Source organism: Sulfurimonas sp. (genome assembly GCF_041563495.1).
Lineage (GTDB): Bacteria > Campylobacterota > Campylobacteria > Campylobacterales > Sulfurimonadaceae > Sulfurimonas.
The window spans coordinates 138,487-155,836 of sequence record NZ_JBFFMZ010000001.1; the positions used below are offsets into that span (position 1 = coordinate 138,487).

General features: G+C 34.4%; 18 protein-coding genes. 12 read left to right on the forward strand and 6 right to left on the reverse strand.

The window, feature by feature from the left end:
• The first annotated feature begins 21 nt into the window (after positions 1-21).
• The 12 genes from ABYK18_RS00665 (at position 22) to ABYK18_RS00720 (ending at position 12,152) form a co-directional block, all read left to right on the forward strand.
• Entirely contained in the window at positions 22-1,104 is a 1,083-nt protein-coding gene (locus tag ABYK18_RS00665) for an epoxyqueuosine reductase QueH (protein ID WP_373034626.1), read from the forward strand.
• A 50-nt stretch (positions 1,105-1,154) separates the two neighbouring features.
• Positions 1,155-1,601, forward strand: coding sequence for a 3-hydroxyacyl-ACP dehydratase FabZ (fabZ, locus tag ABYK18_RS00670; protein ID WP_373034906.1), 447 nt, complete (start codon positions 1,155-1,157; stop codon positions 1,599-1,601).
• An 11-nt stretch (positions 1,602-1,612) separates the two neighbouring features.
• Positions 1,613-2,404: an acyl-ACP--UDP-N-acetylglucosamine O-acyltransferase gene (gene lpxA / locus ABYK18_RS00675; protein ID WP_373034627.1), complete on the forward strand. Its 792-nt coding sequence runs from the start codon at positions 1,613-1,615 to the stop codon at positions 2,402-2,404.
• 12 nt (positions 2,405-2,416) lie between these two features.
• A complete protein-coding gene (clpX, locus tag ABYK18_RS00680; RefSeq protein ID WP_373034628.1) occupies positions 2,417-3,661 on the forward strand; it encodes an ATP-dependent Clp protease ATP-binding subunit ClpX in 1,245 nt (414 codons plus the stop codon).
• Positions 3,662-3,670: 9 nt separating this feature from the next.
• Positions 3,671-4,708 carry a rod shape-determining protein gene (locus tag ABYK18_RS00685; RefSeq protein ID WP_373034629.1) on the forward strand — a complete coding sequence of 346 codons (1,038 nt, stop codon included), beginning with the start codon at positions 3,671-3,673 and terminating at the stop codon, positions 4,706-4,708.
• Positions 4,701-5,462: a rod shape-determining protein MreC gene (mreC, locus tag ABYK18_RS00690; protein WP_373034630.1), complete on the forward strand. Its 762-nt coding sequence runs from the start codon at positions 4,701-4,703 to the stop codon at positions 5,460-5,462. Before ABYK18_RS00685 ends, mreC begins: the two co-directional genes overlap by 8 nt.
• Positions 5,459-6,196: a MipA/OmpV family protein gene (locus ABYK18_RS00695; protein ID WP_373034631.1), complete on the forward strand. Its 738-nt coding sequence runs from the start codon at positions 5,459-5,461 to the stop codon at positions 6,194-6,196. Before mreC ends, ABYK18_RS00695 begins: the two co-directional genes overlap by 4 nt.
• Positions 6,197-6,282: 86 nt before the next feature.
• A complete protein-coding gene (gene carB, locus ABYK18_RS00700; RefSeq protein WP_373034632.1) occupies positions 6,283-9,540 on the forward strand; it encodes a carbamoyl-phosphate synthase large subunit in 3,258 nt (1,085 codons plus the stop codon).
• Positions 9,501-9,974 (forward strand): hypothetical protein, encoded by a 474-nt coding sequence (locus ABYK18_RS00705; protein ID WP_373034633.1) that lies wholly within the window; start codon positions 9,501-9,503, stop codon positions 9,972-9,974. The genes carB and ABYK18_RS00705 overlap by 40 nt, the downstream gene beginning before the upstream one ends.
• The gene (locus ABYK18_RS00710; protein ID WP_373034634.1) at positions 9,971-10,414 is read left to right on the forward strand and encodes a hypothetical protein; all 444 of its coding nucleotides are present in this window, start codon (positions 9,971-9,973) and stop codon (positions 10,412-10,414) included. Before ABYK18_RS00705 ends, ABYK18_RS00710 begins: the two co-directional genes overlap by 4 nt.
• Positions 10,411-10,977, forward strand: coding sequence for a hypothetical protein (locus tag ABYK18_RS00715; protein ID WP_373034635.1), 567 nt, complete (start codon positions 10,411-10,413; stop codon positions 10,975-10,977). Before ABYK18_RS00710 ends, ABYK18_RS00715 begins: the two co-directional genes overlap by 4 nt.
• Entirely contained in the window at positions 10,974-12,152 is a 1,179-nt protein-coding gene (locus tag ABYK18_RS00720) for a glutathionylspermidine synthase family protein (RefSeq protein ID WP_373034636.1), read from the forward strand. The genes ABYK18_RS00715 and ABYK18_RS00720 overlap by 4 nt, the downstream gene beginning before the upstream one ends.
• A gap of 23 nt (positions 12,153-12,175) precedes the next feature.
• Here ABYK18_RS00720 and ABYK18_RS00725 read toward each other — a convergent pair whose 3' ends face one another.
• The 6 genes from ABYK18_RS00725 to ABYK18_RS00750 form a co-directional block, all read right to left on the reverse strand.
• Positions 12,176-12,424, reverse strand: a complete 249-nt coding sequence (locus ABYK18_RS00725) for a ComEA family DNA-binding protein (RefSeq protein WP_373034637.1) — start codon at positions 12,422-12,424, stop codon at positions 12,176-12,178.
• A gap of 70 nt (positions 12,425-12,494) precedes the next feature.
• On the reverse strand, positions 12,495-14,225 hold the full coding sequence (gene pglF, locus ABYK18_RS00730) for a UDP-N-acetylglucosamine 4,6-dehydratase (configuration-retaining) (protein ID WP_373034638.1): 1,731 nt from the start codon (positions 14,223-14,225) through the stop codon (positions 12,495-12,497).
• Entirely contained in the window at positions 14,218-15,183 is a 966-nt protein-coding gene (locus ABYK18_RS00735) for a glycosyltransferase family 4 protein (protein WP_373034639.1), read from the reverse strand. Before ABYK18_RS00735 ends, pglF begins: the two co-directional genes overlap by 8 nt.
• Positions 15,180-16,040, reverse strand: coding sequence for an NAD-dependent epimerase/dehydratase family protein (locus ABYK18_RS00740; protein WP_373034640.1), 861 nt, complete (start codon positions 16,038-16,040; stop codon positions 15,180-15,182). Before ABYK18_RS00740 ends, ABYK18_RS00735 begins: the two co-directional genes overlap by 4 nt.
• Positions 16,040-16,972, reverse strand: a complete 933-nt coding sequence (locus tag ABYK18_RS00745; RefSeq protein WP_373034641.1) for a glycosyltransferase — start codon at positions 16,970-16,972, stop codon at positions 16,040-16,042. Before ABYK18_RS00745 ends, ABYK18_RS00740 begins: the two co-directional genes overlap by 1 nt.
• A gap of 14 nt (positions 16,973-16,986) precedes the next feature.
• The gene (locus ABYK18_RS00750; RefSeq protein ID WP_373034642.1) at positions 16,987-17,346 is read right to left on the reverse strand and encodes a GtrA family protein; all 360 of its coding nucleotides are present in this window, start codon (positions 17,344-17,346) and stop codon (positions 16,987-16,989) included.
• Positions 17,347-17,350: the final 4 nt, after the last annotated feature.

Genomic DNA, 17,350 nt, shown 5'->3' on the forward strand with positions numbered 1-17,350 from the left:
AGCGGACAAAAGGTAATATAAATGTTGGTACACATATGCTGCAGTGTGGATAGCCACTTTTTCTTACAAAAGCTCCAACATGACTTTCCCGATGAAAAGTTGACAGGCTTCTTCTACGACCCTAACATTCATCCATATTCAGAATACCGACTTAGACTTTTGGATGTACAACGCTCTTGTAAAAAACTCGGCATCGAAGTTCTAGAAGGCGATTATGACTTTGAAGCTTGGATGCAAGCTGTACGCGGACTCGAAAAAGAGCCTGAAAAAGGTGCCAGATGCGAAGTCTGTTTTGATAAACGTTTTGAAGTAAGTGCGAAAAAAGCGTTAGAGCTAGGTGAAGACAAGATTACGACCACGCTACTGGTCAGCCCTCTAAAATCTCAAGAACAGCTAAAAAAAAGCGGAGATGCTTTTTATGAAAAGTACGGCATTGAGTTTATAGCAGTCGATTACCGCGCCAACGGCGGGACGCAAGACCAAAGCAGAGTTACAAAAGAAGAGAAACTGTACCGCCAAGACTATTGCGGATGCTTCTACGGACTTACAATGCAAAGAGAGCAGCAAGACCGTCTGATGGATGAAATGTTTTCGCCTATATCAAACACAATACTGCCTGCATCCATAGAAGAACGCCTAGAGATGTATGAGCATAGGATGAAACTTGAAGATAAAGATACAGAATATAAAATCATTAAAGAGAAATTTTTAAACTATAGACAATTTAACTTCAAACTAATCAAAGGCAAAAAAGAAGTTATACCTGCATATGCCATTATTTACTCTTCTTTACCTCGAAAAAGAGCAGAAGGCCGCATAGAATTTGAAGATAAAAAGATTCACTATTTTAACCGTGAAGAGGTCAAATTTATAGAGTTAAAGTATTTTAATTCCTTATGTAACTCTAATTATAAAAACATAAAAGAGTTGATTTTCAACCCTCCCAGTTTTGATGAAGAACTAAAGATAAGAAACTTGATAGAACCCGCGTATTATTCATTATCTACGATTATAGTTGTAGAAAATATTACAGATTCCAAACTGACCATAACTCTGGATGCAAGAACTTATGAAGACACAAAAGAGAAACTAATCATTTTATAATCTTTTTTTGGCTAAAATATCCAAAATTATTTACAAGGTTTCTTCTTATGATTATGGACGTTATGGAAATTCAAAAAATTATACCTCACCGCTACCCTTTTTTACTTTTGGATCGTGTTACCGATCTTGTAAAAAATGAAACTTTGGTAGGTTATAAAAATGTAACTATCGGTGACAATGTATTTCAAGGTCACTTTCCCGGTCACCCGATTTACCCAGGTGTTATGATTTTAGAAGGTATGGCTCAAGCCGGCGGTATTTTAGCATTTAAAAGTATGGACGACATGACGGAGGAAGAAGCAGCAAACAAGGTTGTTTATTTTATGAGCATCGATAAGGCTAAATTTCGTGCTCCTGTTAAACCGGGTGACAGACTCGAATATCGAATCAGTGTTATCAAACACAAAGGCTCTATCTGGATGCTAGACGGTAAAGCTTACGTTGATGACAACCTAGTTTCCCAGGCTGAATTAAAAGCCATGATCGTTGATAAGTAATCAGGGCTATTATGAGTAATATTTCCCCACAGGCTATTATTGAAGACGGCGCAGTAATTGGTGAAAATGTTGAGATAGGTGCATATTGCTATATCTCAGGCGAAGCTACAATAGGTGATGGAACTAAGATTGCTCAGAACTCTTGTATATACGGTAAAACGACTATCGGTAAGAATAACACTATTTTTTCGCATGCTGTAATCGGGTCTATCCCGCAGGACTTGAAATTTGCTGGTGAAGAAGTTGAACTTATCATTGGAGATAACAACAGGATTAGAGAGTTCACACTCTTTAATCCCGGGACAAAAGGCGGCGGTGGAAAGACAATCATCGGCAATCATAATCTTTTTATGGGTTATGTGCATCTTGGTCACGATGTTATTATTGGTAATCACTGTATTTTGGCAAACGCTGCAACTTTGGCAGGACACGTTGAAATTGGAGATTATGCCGTTATCGGAGGGATGACGCCTATTCATCAATTTGTTCATGTCGGTGACTATGCAATGGTCGGAGGAGCTTCTGCACTTGCTCAGGATGTACCTCCGTTTTGCATGGCTGAAGGTAATCGTGCATCTCTGAGAGGACTAAATCTTACGGGACTTAGAAGAAACCTTGATAGAGAAGATATAAATGAACTCAAATCTGCTTATAGAGAGCTTTTTGAGTCTGGAAAACCGCTAAAAGAGAGTGCTAGTGAACTTTTAGAAAATACTCAAAATCACTATGTAAACGATTTATGTAACTTTGTTTTAAAAACAAAAAGAGGAATACCTTTTGACAGAAAGAAGTCAGATGACTAAAAGGAGATATCTATGATTCATAGACACTGTAGTTTTTGTGATGCAAGCGAGAGTGAAGAAAACCCGCTAATTGCCGGTAACGGTGTATATATCTGTAAGAACTGTGTAATTTCAGCATACAAGATAATGTTTGGTGATGAAAAAGAGAGTGAAATCTCAAACGAAGACGAACTTCTCGAAGCGGTAAACAATCTAATGACTCCAAAAGAATTAAACAACTTTTTAGGTGATTATATTATCGGTCAAGAAAGAGCAAGAAAACTTCTGAGCGTAGCTGTTTACAATCACTACAAAAGAATTTTCAAAACTAAAAATGTAGCTGATGATGATACAGAGATAGCAAAATCAAATGTTCTGCTTATCGGTCCTACAGGTAGCGGTAAGACACTTATGGCTCAAACGATTGCCAGAGTTTTAAACGTTCCGATTGCAATTGCAGATGCAACCAGTCTTACAGAGGCGGGTTATGTAGGTGAAGATGTTGAAAATATTCTTACTAAACTTATTCAAGCGGCTGACGGTGATGTTGAGAGAGCACAACAGGGAATTGTCTTTATCGATGAAGTAGACAAGGTCTCACGAATGAGTGAAAATCGTTCTATCACAAGAGACGTCTCGGGTGAAGGTGTTCAGCAAGCTCTGTTAAAAATAGTAGAAGGTGCTGAAGTAAATATACCGCCAAAAGGCGGAAGAAAACATCCAAACCAAGAATTTACTACTATCAACACTACAAACATACTCTTTATTTGTGGCGGTGCTTTTGACGGTCTTGATGAAATTCTTAAAAGAAAACAAGGTGATAACATCTTAGGTTTTGGTCATGACAAAAAAAGTAAAGATGAACAAAAGATGACTTATGACATGGTTGAACCTGATGATTTAGTCTCTTACGGTCTTATTCCGGAGTTAGTCGGAAGACTGCCTATTATTGCCTCATTAAATGAGATCAGTGAAGATGATATGGTCCGTATTTTGACAGAACCGAAAAACTCTCTCATTAAACAGTACAAAAAACTCTTCTCCATTGATGATGTCGAACTTAATTTTGAAGAAGCGGCATTAAAAGCGATTGCGACTAAATCCATAAAAAGAAAAACAGGTGCTCGCGGTCTTCGTGCAATATTGGAAGAAAGAATGATTGACATTATGTACGAACTTCCTGAATATGCAGGTTACGAGGTTTTAATTACCGCAGAGGTGATTGAAGGCAATGAAGATCCTGTTTATATCAAAAAATCAACAAAAAAAATAGCATAAGGTAAAAGAATGATATTTAACAAACTAATAGGGCTTTTTTCAAACGATTTATCTATCGACCTAGGAACGGCAAATACAATTGTAATTGCAAAGGGTCGCGGGATTATTATTAATGAGCCATCTGTTGTTGCCGTAAAAACTGAAAAATATGGTCATCAAAGAGTTCTGGCAGTTGGCCATGAAGCTAAAGAGATGGTCGGTAAAACACCTGGAAACATTAAAGCTATTCGTCCTATGAGAGACGGTGTAATCGCTGACTTTGATATGACAGAGAAAATGATTAGAAAGTTCATTGAAAAAGCTCACGGAAGAAGCACTCTTATTAGTCCCAGAATTATTATCTGTGTACCTTACGGTCTGACTCAGGTTGAGAGAAAAGCAGTTAGAGAGTCGGCTTTAAGTGCAGGTGCTCGTGAAGTTTTTCTTATAGAAGAACCTATGGCAGCAGCAATCGGTGCAGGAATTGATATTCGTGAACCTCAAGGAAACTTAGTCGTTGATATCGGTGGCGGTACAACAGAGATAGGTGTTGTCTCACTTGGTGGACTTGTTCTGTCTAAGTCTATAAGAACAGCCGGGGACAAACTTGACAAAGCAATAGTTGATTATGTAAAGAAAAAGTACAATCTTCTTATCGGAGAGAGAACGGCTGAAGAGATTAAAATAAATATCGGAACAGCAGTTTCATTAAATGAAGAACTTACTATGGTTGTTAACGGTAGAGATCAGGTTGAAGGTCTTTTAAGTTCGGTTGAACTAACAAGTGAAGATGCAAGAGAAGCTATGAAAGAACCACTCAAAGAAGTTGCTGAAGCACTTCGCGATGTGTTGGAAAAAATGCCGCCGGATCTTTCAGGTGACATTGTAAACCATGGTATTATCTTAACAGGTGGCGGGGCTCTTATCCGTCAACTTGATAAATTTTTAGCCGATATCGTAAAAGTTCCTGTATATGTTGCTGATGAGCCATTGCTTGCAGTAGCTCGTGGAACCGGTCGCGCACTAGAAGAGATAGACCTACTACAAGAACTTTTCGAAAATGAATAAAGAGCTACTTAGCTTTTTTTCACTTTTTATTGCACTCTTTGTGGGTGCACTTTATTATACAAACAATATTCAAGGGCCTTTAATTTCGGCTCTTAACCACTTAAAATCAAACTATCATAATACTACGGAATTTATACAAAACAGCATTGATAAACACACTTTTCAAGCCGACTATATTACCCAACTTAAAGAAAAACTACAAAAATATGAAAACAATCATCTTGTCATGCAGCAAATGGCATCTGAGATAAATGACCTCTTTAAAGCTAACAACTCCGAGCTAAGCACATCTCCAAAAGTAGAGTTAGTAAGAACAATCTCTTATGAAAAATTTGGAGATTTAAACAGAATCTGGATAGATGTAAAAGACTATAATTCTTCTAAAATCTACGGACTTACATATAATGAATTAGTTGCAGGTATAATAATTCCAAAAAACAAAAAGCCATTGGGACTCCTAAATAAAGATTTTCAAAGTTCATATGCCGTTTATGTGGGTGGGAAAAAAGCTCCGGGAATTGCTCATGGAAATAATGCGCAAAACCTGATCGTAAAATTTATTCCTGCATGGTTTAAAATTGAAATCGGTGATGAAGTTATAACCTCAGGACTGGATAATATTTTTTTTAAAGGTCTAAAAGTAGGACGTGTATTATCTGTCAAGACATCTCAAGGTTATCAAAACGCAGTTATAGAGCCTTACTATAAAGCAAATGACCCAAATTATTTTTATATGATAAAGGATGTAAGATGAAATATTTTCTTATATTATTATTAATTTTATCAGTTGCAAATGCTCAAGAAAAAAAGCAGAAAATTACGATAGGTGCGGGTCCATATATTCAGACTCAGCCGTATAATAATGTTGATGATATACTCCTTCCATCTCCCGTAATATTTTTTGACAATGGTGTAGCTTATGCAAGGTGGACCAGAATAGGTATTTATTTTTACGGAGACAAACAAGAAGATTACTCTTGGGGATTTTCTTTAACGGCACAACCAAGGATTTACGGTTATAAATCTTCGGATATACAAGGTATGGATGAGAGAAAAACTTCTTGGGAAGGCGGTTTGGCATTCAGTGCAAAAACCGACAAAGCTTACATAGAGATAATGGCTCTAACAGATATGCTAGACAGACATGAATCGTGGATATTAAAGACAGAAGTCGGTTATGATTTTGAGTTTGCAAATTTTTCACTATATCCAAGTTTGATTTTTATATATCAATCCAGTGACTTTATAAACTACTATTACGGTGTTAAAAAATCAGAAGAATTAGGCACACGAAAAGAGTATATACCTAATGAAGGATTTCAAGTTGGAGCACAGACTTACATCAAATATCCTTTTACTAAAAAATTGTCTGCTCTTGTCAATCTCAGGGTGGACAAAATCTCTAAAGAAGCTACAAATAGTCCTATAGTAAATGATGATTATATCTACTCAGGATTATTATCTCTTATATATACTTTTCAATATTAAAAAAGCTTCTTAAAACTCATCAAATATTAAGTGCTTTTTGCCTATAATAACAAAATTTTTATGTATAGATTATTAGAAGGTAAAAAATGCCAAAACGCACCGACATCAACACTATTTTACTTATAGGCTCTGGTCCAATTATTATTGGTCAGGCTTGTGAATTTGACTACTCAGGAACTCAAGCTGTTAAAACGCTAAAAGAGCAAGGGTATCGTGTAATCCTTATCAATTCAAATCCTGCAACAATTATGACAGATCCGGAATTTGCCGATAGAACTTATATAGAACCTATCAAAGAAGACGTAATTGCCGAGATTATAAAAAAAGAAAACGTAGATGCAATTCTTCCGACAATGGGCGGACAAACTGCACTTAACGTAGCTACTAGCATGTATGAAAAAGGGATGCTAGAAGGAGTTGAGTTTTTAGGTGCATCTCCAGAATCCATCCATAAAGGTGAAGATCGTTCAGCTTTTAATGAGGCTATGACTAAAATTGGTATGGACTTACCAAAAAGTGCTAATGCCTACAGTGTTGAAGAGGCAATAGAAGTAGTTCGTGAGATTGGTTTTCCAGTAATCAGTAGAGCTTCTTTTACACTTGCAGGCGGTGGTTCAGGTGTAGCATATAATATGGAAGAGTTTGAAAAATTAGCACAAGAAGGTCTTTCAGCTTCTCCTGTAAACGAAATTGAAATTATGGAATCTATGCTTGGTTGGAAAGAGTATGAAATGGAAGTTATCCGTGATAAAGCGGATAACTGCATCATCATCTGTTCTATAGAAAACTTTGACCCTATGGGTGTTCATACGGGTGATTCTATTACAGTAGCTCCAGCTCTTACACTAACTGACAAAGAGTACCAAAGAATGCGTAATGCCTCTTTTGATATTCTGAGAGAAATCGGTGTTGACACGGGTGGATCTAATGTTCAATTTTCAATAGATCCAAAAACAGGAAGAATGATTGTTATCGAGATGAACCCTCGTGTATCTCGCTCTTCTGCTCTTGCATCTAAAGCAACAGGTTATCCTATTGCAAAAGTTGCAACTCTACTGGCTATCGGTTATACACTTGATGAAATTACAAATGATATAACTGGAACACCAGCATCTTTTGAGCCTGTAATTGACTACGTTGTTACAAAGATACCTCGTTTTACATTTGAAAAATTCCCAGAAGCACAAAGCACACTAAGTACTAGTATGAAATCTGTCGGTGAAGTTATGGCAATTGGTAGAACATTTAAAGAGTCTTTACAAAAAGCTCTTTGTTCGCTTGAGACGGGTCTTTGTGGTTTTGAGCCTATAGATGCTGATGATGAATTTGTCAAACATGAGATTCGCCGTCCAAATGCCGACCGTATTTTATATGTTGCTGAAGGTTTTCGTCGTGGGATGAGTGTTGAAGAGATGTTTGAGACATGTCAGATCGACCCGTGGTTCCTTTACCAACTAGAAGAGATTCTTCAAGCTGAAACAACCATTACGGACAAGATTTTATTTGATGCGAAGTTTATGAGAAGCATTAAAGTTGATGGTTTTTCAGATAAAAGAATCTCTCAACTAATAGCTAAGAACTCAAACCAGAACGTTAGTGAAAGTGAAGTTTATAAAGCAAGAAAAGCTCTAGGCGTATCCTTAGAGTTCAATGAAGTTGATACTTGTGCTGCTGAGTTTGAAGCTCTTACTCCATATCTTTACTCAACTACTAACATTACTGCATCTACTACTGCAAAAAACAGAGTAAGTGACAAGAAAAAAGTTCTTATTCTAGGCGGCGGACCAAACAGAATCGGTCAGGGAATCGAGTTTGACTACTGTTGTGTTCATGCTGCTTTTGCTCTAAAGGAGATGGATATTGAGTGTATTATGTACAACTGTAATCCTGAAACTGTTTCTACTGACTACGATACTTCTGATGTACTTTACTTTGAACCTATTGACTTTGAACATGTTAGAGAGGTTATTGAAAACGAGCAACCAGATGGCATCATCGTTCACTTTGGTGGTCAGACTCCACTAAAACTTGCAGACGGCCTAACGAAGATAGGTGCCAATATCTCTGGAACTCCTTCTGCAGTGATCGATCTTGCAGAAGACAGAGAACAGTTTTCAGATTTTGTAAACAGACACGGACTTAAACAGCCGGCAAACGGTTTAGCTCGCACAAAAGAAGAGTCTTTTATCATTGCAGAGAAACTAGGTTTTCCAGTACTTGTTCGCCCATCTTTCGTTCTTGGCGGTCGCGGTATGAGAATCGTTTACAGCGAAGATGAACTTCGCCAATATATGGACTTGGCTATATCTGTTTCTAATGAAGCCCCTGTTTTAATTGACAAGTTTTTAGACCAGGCGATTGAACTAGACGTAGATGCTATCTGTGATGGCACTGATGTTTACATCGGTTCCGTAATGCAGCACATCGAAGAAGCGGGAATTCACTCGGGAGACAGTGCGTGTTCACTTCCTCCTGTAAACCTTTCAGCCGATATGATTGAAAAAGTAGAACAGCAGACTAAAACAATAGCCCTCGGCCTTGGTGTTGTCGGTCTTATGAATGTTCAATATGCAATTTTCCAAGATGAAATATACTTAATCGAGGTTAATCCAAGAGCTTCTAGAACTGTTCCTTTTGTATCAAAAGCTACCGGTATGCCTTTAGCAAAAGTTGCGACTCGTGTAATGGTAGGTGAGACTCTTAGAAATGCATTGGCGTATTATGACAGATATGACATAGTTCAAGAAGTTAACGGTCTGCTAAAACCCAAGCTAAAAGGTCACGTTTCTGTTAAAGAGGCAGTTTTCCCTTTCCATAAACTTTATGGTGCGGACTTGGTTCTTTCTCCTGAGATGAAATCAACTGGTGAAGTTATGGGAATCAGCTCAAACTTCGGCATCAGTTTTGCAAAAGCACAACTTTCAGCAGGAAATAAAATCCCGACAGAAGGAACTTGTTTCTTGTCTTTCGTAGATACTGATAAAGTTCATGCGGCAGAGATTGCCAACGGACTGAATAGACACGGATTCAAACTTGTGGCTACTAAAGGTACGCAAGCAATCATCGAAGAAGCGGGCATTCCTTGTGAACGTGTTTTAAAAATATCTGAAGGTCGTCCAAATATTGAAGACAGCATGAAAAATGATGAGATTTCAATGGCAATCAACACTTCAGACAACAACACTTCAAAAAAAGATGCTGTAGTTATCCGTCAAGAAGTTCTAAAGAGAAATATTCCATATTTCACGACTCTTAGTGCGGCAAGAGCTCTTATCTTAGCACTTGATGAAATGGGTGACGGCTCATGGGCAGCTTCTCAAGCTCTACAAGACTTTCTCGCTTAAGCGTGAAGGTCATACTAACTCAGACCGACACTACCGTCGGTTTTTTATCTCAAGATGAAAAAAAACTACAAGATATAAAGTCTAGACAATCTTCCAAACCATTCATAAAAGTATATAAAAACTTTAAAACTCTGCTTGCATCCCAACATAGAATACCAAGCAAGTTTAAAAACAGAGTTCGCAGGTCAAAGAAGACAACTTTTATTGTTAAAAACAGGGCATTTAGAGTACATGAAAGTTCTCTTGATTCTCAAGTATTAAAAAAATATTTTTGGCACTATTCTACCTCGGCAAATGAATCCAGCAAAAATTTTGACCGTGACTTTTGTATGCAAAAAGCTGATATAATAGTAGAGAACAAAGATGGATTAAGGGAGTTGAGTTCTTCCTCTCTTTATAAAATCAATCATTCAAGAAGGAAAAGAATAAGATGACAAAGTTTTTTCAAGCATTTTTGACCGGTATTTTTTTTACATTTATTTTTGATTATTTTATATTTTTGGGTATAAAGCTAAACTATATTGATTTTTATAAAATTGATTTGTATTACAACATCCTGTTTGCAGATCATCAGAATATTTATATCTATGCACTTACAAGTGCTCTAATAGGATTTGTATATACTTATATCAACAACATAAAAATTAGCATTATCGTAATTGGTTTTTTATCTGTGGCATCACTTTCAACACTTATTCCTATAGTCGGTAATAATCTTGGAGAGATTCTGTTAATGAAAAAAAATGTTACATATAAAGACAGTAAGTACACATACAGAGGTGATGCTTACTATGAAGGCAGAAAGAAAATCACATTTTATGACTATGAACTTAAAAAAACGATACTTCTAAATAAAAAGGATTTAATTAAATGAGACATATCTCAAATATAGCAAACGGCGTGGCACTAGGGAGTGCAGGAGTAATCATGATGAGTGTCCTAAGCGGATGTTCACAACAGCAAGAACAAGCTCAAAATAAATTTTTAGTAATAGAGCAGCAAACCAATGGAAAATATATCGTAGTTGAAGAGATGCCGACTGAGGGCCCAAGCAGAGCAATCATACGTGAAAAAGATGCTAATGGAAATGTAACTGAGCGTTTTATGAATGAATCTGAGATGAAAGCTATGGCTGAACAAGAGTATCAAAAAGTTCAAAATGGAACATCTGAAACTGTTCAAAACGGAGACAGCAGTGCCGGTATGGGACTAGCAGGAACCATACTTGCCGTTGCAGCAGGATCACTTCTTGGAAACATGATAGGTAATGCACTTATGAACAACAAAAACTTTTCAAAGCGCTCAAGCAGTGTAAATAAAAGTGCTTACAGCCGTTCTGCAGCTTCAAGAGCCTCTAGTAGCAGCTCCACTAAAAAGAGTTTTTTTGGCGGAAGCAGTAAAACATCATCTTACGGGAGCAGAAGTTACGCAGGATGATTACATTACAAAAATTAAACCCATTAAGTGATGGTACCCTTGAAGAATTGGGTTTTACTTGGCATACAGACAGTGACGGAAGCAAATATATTAACGATGAACTTGTCGAAATCTCATCAGCCGAAGCCGAATCTTACTATGAAGCGGGCAATAAAATATATGATATGTACGTTGAAGCAGCTCAGTTCGTCATTGATAATAATCTTTTTTTTGAACTCGGCATTCCGTTTAATCTTATAGAGACAATCAAAAAAAGCTGGGAAAACGATGTTCACTGGCATGTATACGGTCGTTTTGATTTAGCAGGTGGAATAGACGGCAAGCCAATTAAATTGATAGAATTCAATGCTGATACACCGACATCTCTTTTTGAGACAACCCTGCTTCAATGGGCTTTGCTTAAACAAAATAATATGGATGAAGATAAGCAGTTCAACAATATATATGAAGCAATCAGTGAAAATTTTAAAAGACTTATAACGCTAGAAGATGATTTATCAACCTTTGAAGAGCGTTATGACGGCTGGAAAATTCTTTTCTCAAGCGTCGAAGGTAATGATGAAGAAGAAGCGACAACAAGACTTCTACAACAAATGGCTACAGATGCAGGCTTCAATACAGGGTTTGAATATTTACAAAATATAAAGTTTGATGAGAGCGGAATATATGACGCTCATGATAATCAATATGAGTATTGGTTTAAACTTTTTCCTTGGGAAGATATAGGAAGTGATGAACCTGAACTTGCTACTACCTTGACAACTATCATAAAAAACCAAAAAGCGATTATACTCAACCCTGCATACACCCTGCTCTTTCAGTCAAAAGGCATAATGAAAATCATGTATGATTTGTTCCCGGACAGCCCATACCTTCTAAAAACTTCTTTTGAGCCTTTAAATGCTACTAAACAAGTTGAAAAGAGTGCATTTGGCAGAGAAGGTGCAAACACTAAGATCATAGATGCTGATGGTCAAATTCTAGAGCATATTGACGGACCGTACGGTAACTATAAAAAAGTCTATCAAGAGTATGTGGAGTTCAATAAAGATGCAAAAGGGTCAAAATACCAAGCCGGTGTTTTCTTCGCATATGAGTCTTGCGGACTTAGCTTTAGAAAAGGCTCAGAGATCATGGATAATATGAGTAAATTTGTGGGGCATGTTTTAGTATAACAAGCCCACAAGTGTAGAAATATTTATTTTTTACACTCACTGGCAGTTAGATTATCTTTATTATTCTTAACAAATTTCTTTCCTATACCTTTTACTTTTACTATAGCATCTACACTTTCAAAGCAATGAGTAGCTCTATATTCAATAACAGCAGCAGCTTTTTTATCTCCTAAGCCTTTTAATGTCATCAATTCTTCTTTACTTGCCGTATTTATATCTACGGCACCAAACAATATACTAAACCCTAAAATAACCATTGCTAAAATTTTCATTTCAACTCCTTTTTTAATTTAAAGCAGTATATAATAAAAATTAATATTTTTCAATTATTATGTCAAAATGTCATATATTTAGTTGATGATTAAACTCCGGTACAATCTCTTTTAGTTTTGCTATTTTATTTTCTGATGACAATAGTTCTTCAATATCGGCATTAAGTTTATCTATATCATAATGAGTCGGCGTGGCAACCGTTATGGAATCATAATCAGTTTTGGCGTCACTGTCATCAATTAAAAGCTCTTCATAAAGCTTCTCTCCTGGACGAAGTCCTGTAAATTCTATTTTTATATCTTTGTTACCGCTTAATTCAATCATCTTTTTAGCTAAATCAACTATCTTTATAGGCTCACCCATATCTAAAATAAATATCTCTCCGCCTGTTCCTATAGCTCCAGCTTGAAGTACGAGCTCACAAGCTTCAGGTATAAGCATAAAATACCTTGTAATATCCGGATGCGTCACGGTAATATTTTTTCCATTAGCAATTTGAAATTTAAACTTAGGAATAACACTTCCACTGCTGCCCAGTACGTTACCAAATCTTACCGCAACTATGTCAGTACCTTTTCCATTAGAATTTTGAGCATAAAGTTCACAGACTCGCTTAGTTGTTCCCATAACATTTGTCGGTCTAACTGCTTTATCCGTTGATATCATCACAAACTTTTTTACACCATACTTTATAGATGCATCTATAACATTCTTAGTACCTAAAATATTATTAACAATGCCCTCTTGTATATTCGCCTCAACCAAAGGCACATGCTTATAAGCGGCTGCATGAATCACTATATCAGGTTTATGGGCTTTGAATGTATCATCCAAATTTTTTCTATTTACTACACTCTGCATGACACATACAGTATCCATATTTATTTCTTCAGATATTGCATAAAGATTGTATTCACTATGGTCAAGCAATATAAGTTTTTTTGCACCAAACTTCTCACACTGCCTACATATTTCACTACCTATACTCCCACCGGCACCTGTTACTAAAACAGTTTTATCTTTTATAAAACTCTCTATCTTTCGTTTATCTAAATCTTTCGGATGTCGTGCAAGTAAATCTTCGACTGAGATATCTTTAAGTTGAGTAGAAAAGTCTTTGCTCTCTAATATTTCATCCATAGATGGTAAAATTTTTATCTCTTTAAAATATTCACTTAAATCATTATAGATTTCTTTTGTCACCTCTTTGGAAACTGAGGGCATTGCAATAACCAATAAATCAAGTTTAACATCTACAATATTGTTTTTTAATTTTTCTCTTGATATCACTTTAATAGAATCAATTGAACGATTTTGAATTATGTTGTCATCATCAACAAAATATTTGACTCTATATTCACTATGTATAAACTCTGACTCTAATTTAACACCAGCCCTTCCAGCACCATATATTACGACTGATTTTGTCTTCACTGTACGACTCTTATTTACTAAATAATAATACATATACATAGTAAAGTTTATAGTAAAAAGATATAAAAAGAGTTCTGACACCATAAATGAAAATCTGATTTCTCCATAAAATATAGGCAAATAAACAAAAAATGCTGCTATATACACAAAGCTTTTTATGAGAAAGGTTTTTTGAGAAGCTTTTGACCAAGCCAGAGAGTAATCATTAAATATAGACCTAGAAGCGACCATACGAATAGCAATAACACTTAGAACTATAGATATATCAAATGATTGATGAAATATGAAAAAAGTCCACCAAAATGTGATAAATGTAAATATGATTATTACTAGAAAGTTTAATATTCTTCTATCTATATTAAGCATTAAAAGCCTTTTTTTTATCTATGAACTTTAGAACAAAGTACAATAACATAACTGATATAAAAAATGCCATTGCTGTATTTGAAATAATATAAACTAGTATTAATAAAATCAAGTTAACAACAATAGAAACTATCACCACTTTATCATGTGTCCATCCACTTTGTGTCAGTCTTTGATATGCATGTTTTTTGTGCGCTTGACTTAATTTTTCATTATTTTTATATCTTCTTAGAAGTGTAATAGTTGCATCAAACCAAAAAAGTCCAAATAGGATAATCCAAACCCATAAATTTAAAGCGTCTTGATTGGCATAATATATTGTAAATATAGCTATATTGTAGCCAAGAAGTGTACTACCAACATCTCCCATAAATATTTTTGCTTTGTGCCAATTCCAAACTAAAAAGCCTAAAACGGCAAAAACTAAAACTAAAAAGTGACTTTCACCAAATAGTAAAAAACCTGCAAGCCCCAAAAAAATAGCTTCACTTCCAGCATATCCATCTATACCGTCTAAAAAGTTATAGAGATTAATAAACCAAACTATAGTAAAAAAAGCAAAAATATTTGTAATTATTTGATTATCAATAGAAAAAAAGAATAAATCAATATTTTGTAAGCCACCCAGTAAATATAAAGCCAAAGAAGCTATTAATGATTGAATAAGCAGCCTAACTCTTGCACTAATTTCATATAAATCATCTAAATAAGAGACTACAGATATTATCATGCCTGCAAGTAATGAAAAATATAAAATACTATTCATATCGTTTATGTAGTACAAATATGATATTCCAACAAACCAGGTAATTGCTACAGCAATCCCTCCACCATGTGGAGTTGGTTCCGTGTGAGAACTTCTATCATTTGGTATGGCTACCAATGATTTTTTTAGTGCTATGTTTTTTATGAAATATGTTAACATAAAGGAAAGTAGAAATAAAACAACATATGTCATTTATCTATGCCCTTAATCATAAACCTAACTCCATCATCAATGCTATATATGTTTTTATATTTTAAAACTTTTTTCGTCAGACTATTATTAACTTCTAAACTCTCATATAGTCTTTTATGAAAAGATGGTTTAACTAACTTTAAAAAACTCTCAAAAAAAGGAATTTTTATTAAATATACTTTTTTATCCAACTCTCTTGCTATTAATTTAATTAACCTTGTTGTACTCAAAGGATTGTCATCAGATGCTAAAAATACACCACTTACTTGCTTTTGAATAATAACATCAATCATATGACAAATATTGCCAATATAAACCATACTTCTCTTATTTTCTATTTTTCCAAAAGGTAAAATAGAAACTTTACTTACTAGATTTATAAGATTTTTTATATTTGCTTTTACACCATAACCATATATAATTGGCGTTCTAATGATTGAAACTATAAAATCATCATCTTCTAATTTTTTAAGTTCCTGCTCTGCTTTTAATTTAGTTTTTCCATAATCGTCTTGTGGTTTGCAAATGGTATTTTCATTATATGGTTTATTTGATTCTTCCCCATATACTTTAACTGTACTCATAAATATAAAATGTTTTATTCCAGAAACTTTTGCTTTTTTAGCTAACTCTAAAGTTTGAATTATATTTACTTTTTTATATTCCTCAGCACTAGCCCCACCCATCTGATGAACCAATGCCGACAAGTGAACAATTGTATTTATCTTATTAAGATTCAAGTTATTCAAGTCATCATTTAAAAACGAAAATGTATTTATCTCATATTTATCATTATACTTATTTATAAAATAATTTCCGACAAAACCCGTTGAACCTGTGAGTAGAATTTGTTTCATTACTTACGACTACTTTCAATCCATCTAATAAAATTCAATTCATAACTTTCCCTATGCTGCTTTACAATAGTATCTAAAATAAATCCACTAAATAAAGATAATATAGAAATTAACATTAAGCCAACAGATAAAATAGCAGAAGGTACTTTTGTAACATATGAGGTGTTTATAAATTCCATAATAGTAGGTAATCCGACTATCAAACTCAGTAGAAAAAAGACAAAAGATAAAAGAGTAAAAAATGTCAAAGGTTTGTAATCTTTAAAAACCCAAAAGATAGTTTTTAATACTCTAATACCATCGCTAAAAGTATTTAACTTAGAAAAGCTACCTTCTGGTCTATCTCTGTATTCTATTGGTATTTCTTTCAGTAAAAACTTTTTATCTAAAGTATGCAAAGTCATCTCTGTTTCAATTTCAAAGCCACCACTATTTATTGCAATATTTTTAACAAATTTTTTATTAAAAGCTCTATATCCACTCATAATATCTTTTAAGTCTGCTACAAATAATTTATTAATTAAATTTTTCACTAAATTATTTCCAAAATTATGTAATGGGCGTTTATTCTCATCTTTATACGTCCCATTACTGTGTCTATCACCTATGACAATATCCGCTTCATCATCAATTATTGGTTGTATTATTTTATGAACAAATTCAGCAGGATATGTATCATCACCATCTATCATCACATAAATATCTGCATCAATATTTCTAAACATTGACTTAATTACATTCCCCTTACCTTGTCTTGTTTCAAACTTCACAACTGCACCATTTTCCTTTGCAATCAAAGCTGTATTATCCGTAGAATTATTATCATACACATATATTATAGCTTCAGGGAGTTCTTTCCTAAAATCACTTATCACTTTAGCTATCGTTAACTCTTCGTTATAACACGGTATTAATACTGCAATATTTTTCATTATTTACCTTTAATTTATTTATATACATACCATTTATTTAGAATAAACGATAAAATTGCACAACATATTGTTGCTAAAAAACCAGAAATATAATAATTGTGTATTATTACTTCAACAAGACTTATTATTCCTATATTACATACATATAATATAGCGTATACTAAAAAAAATTTTCCTATAAGTTTTTTATTATTATTTGAAAAAACATATCTTCCAAATGTAATAAAACTAAATAACATTCCTATTAGTGAAGAAAATAGAACTGCCAACTTATAATCAAACTCTAAATATATAAATAAACTATATAAAAAATAATATACTAAAGTATTTACTATCCCGACTGCTATAAATCTAATTATTTGTTTTTTTAACATTTAT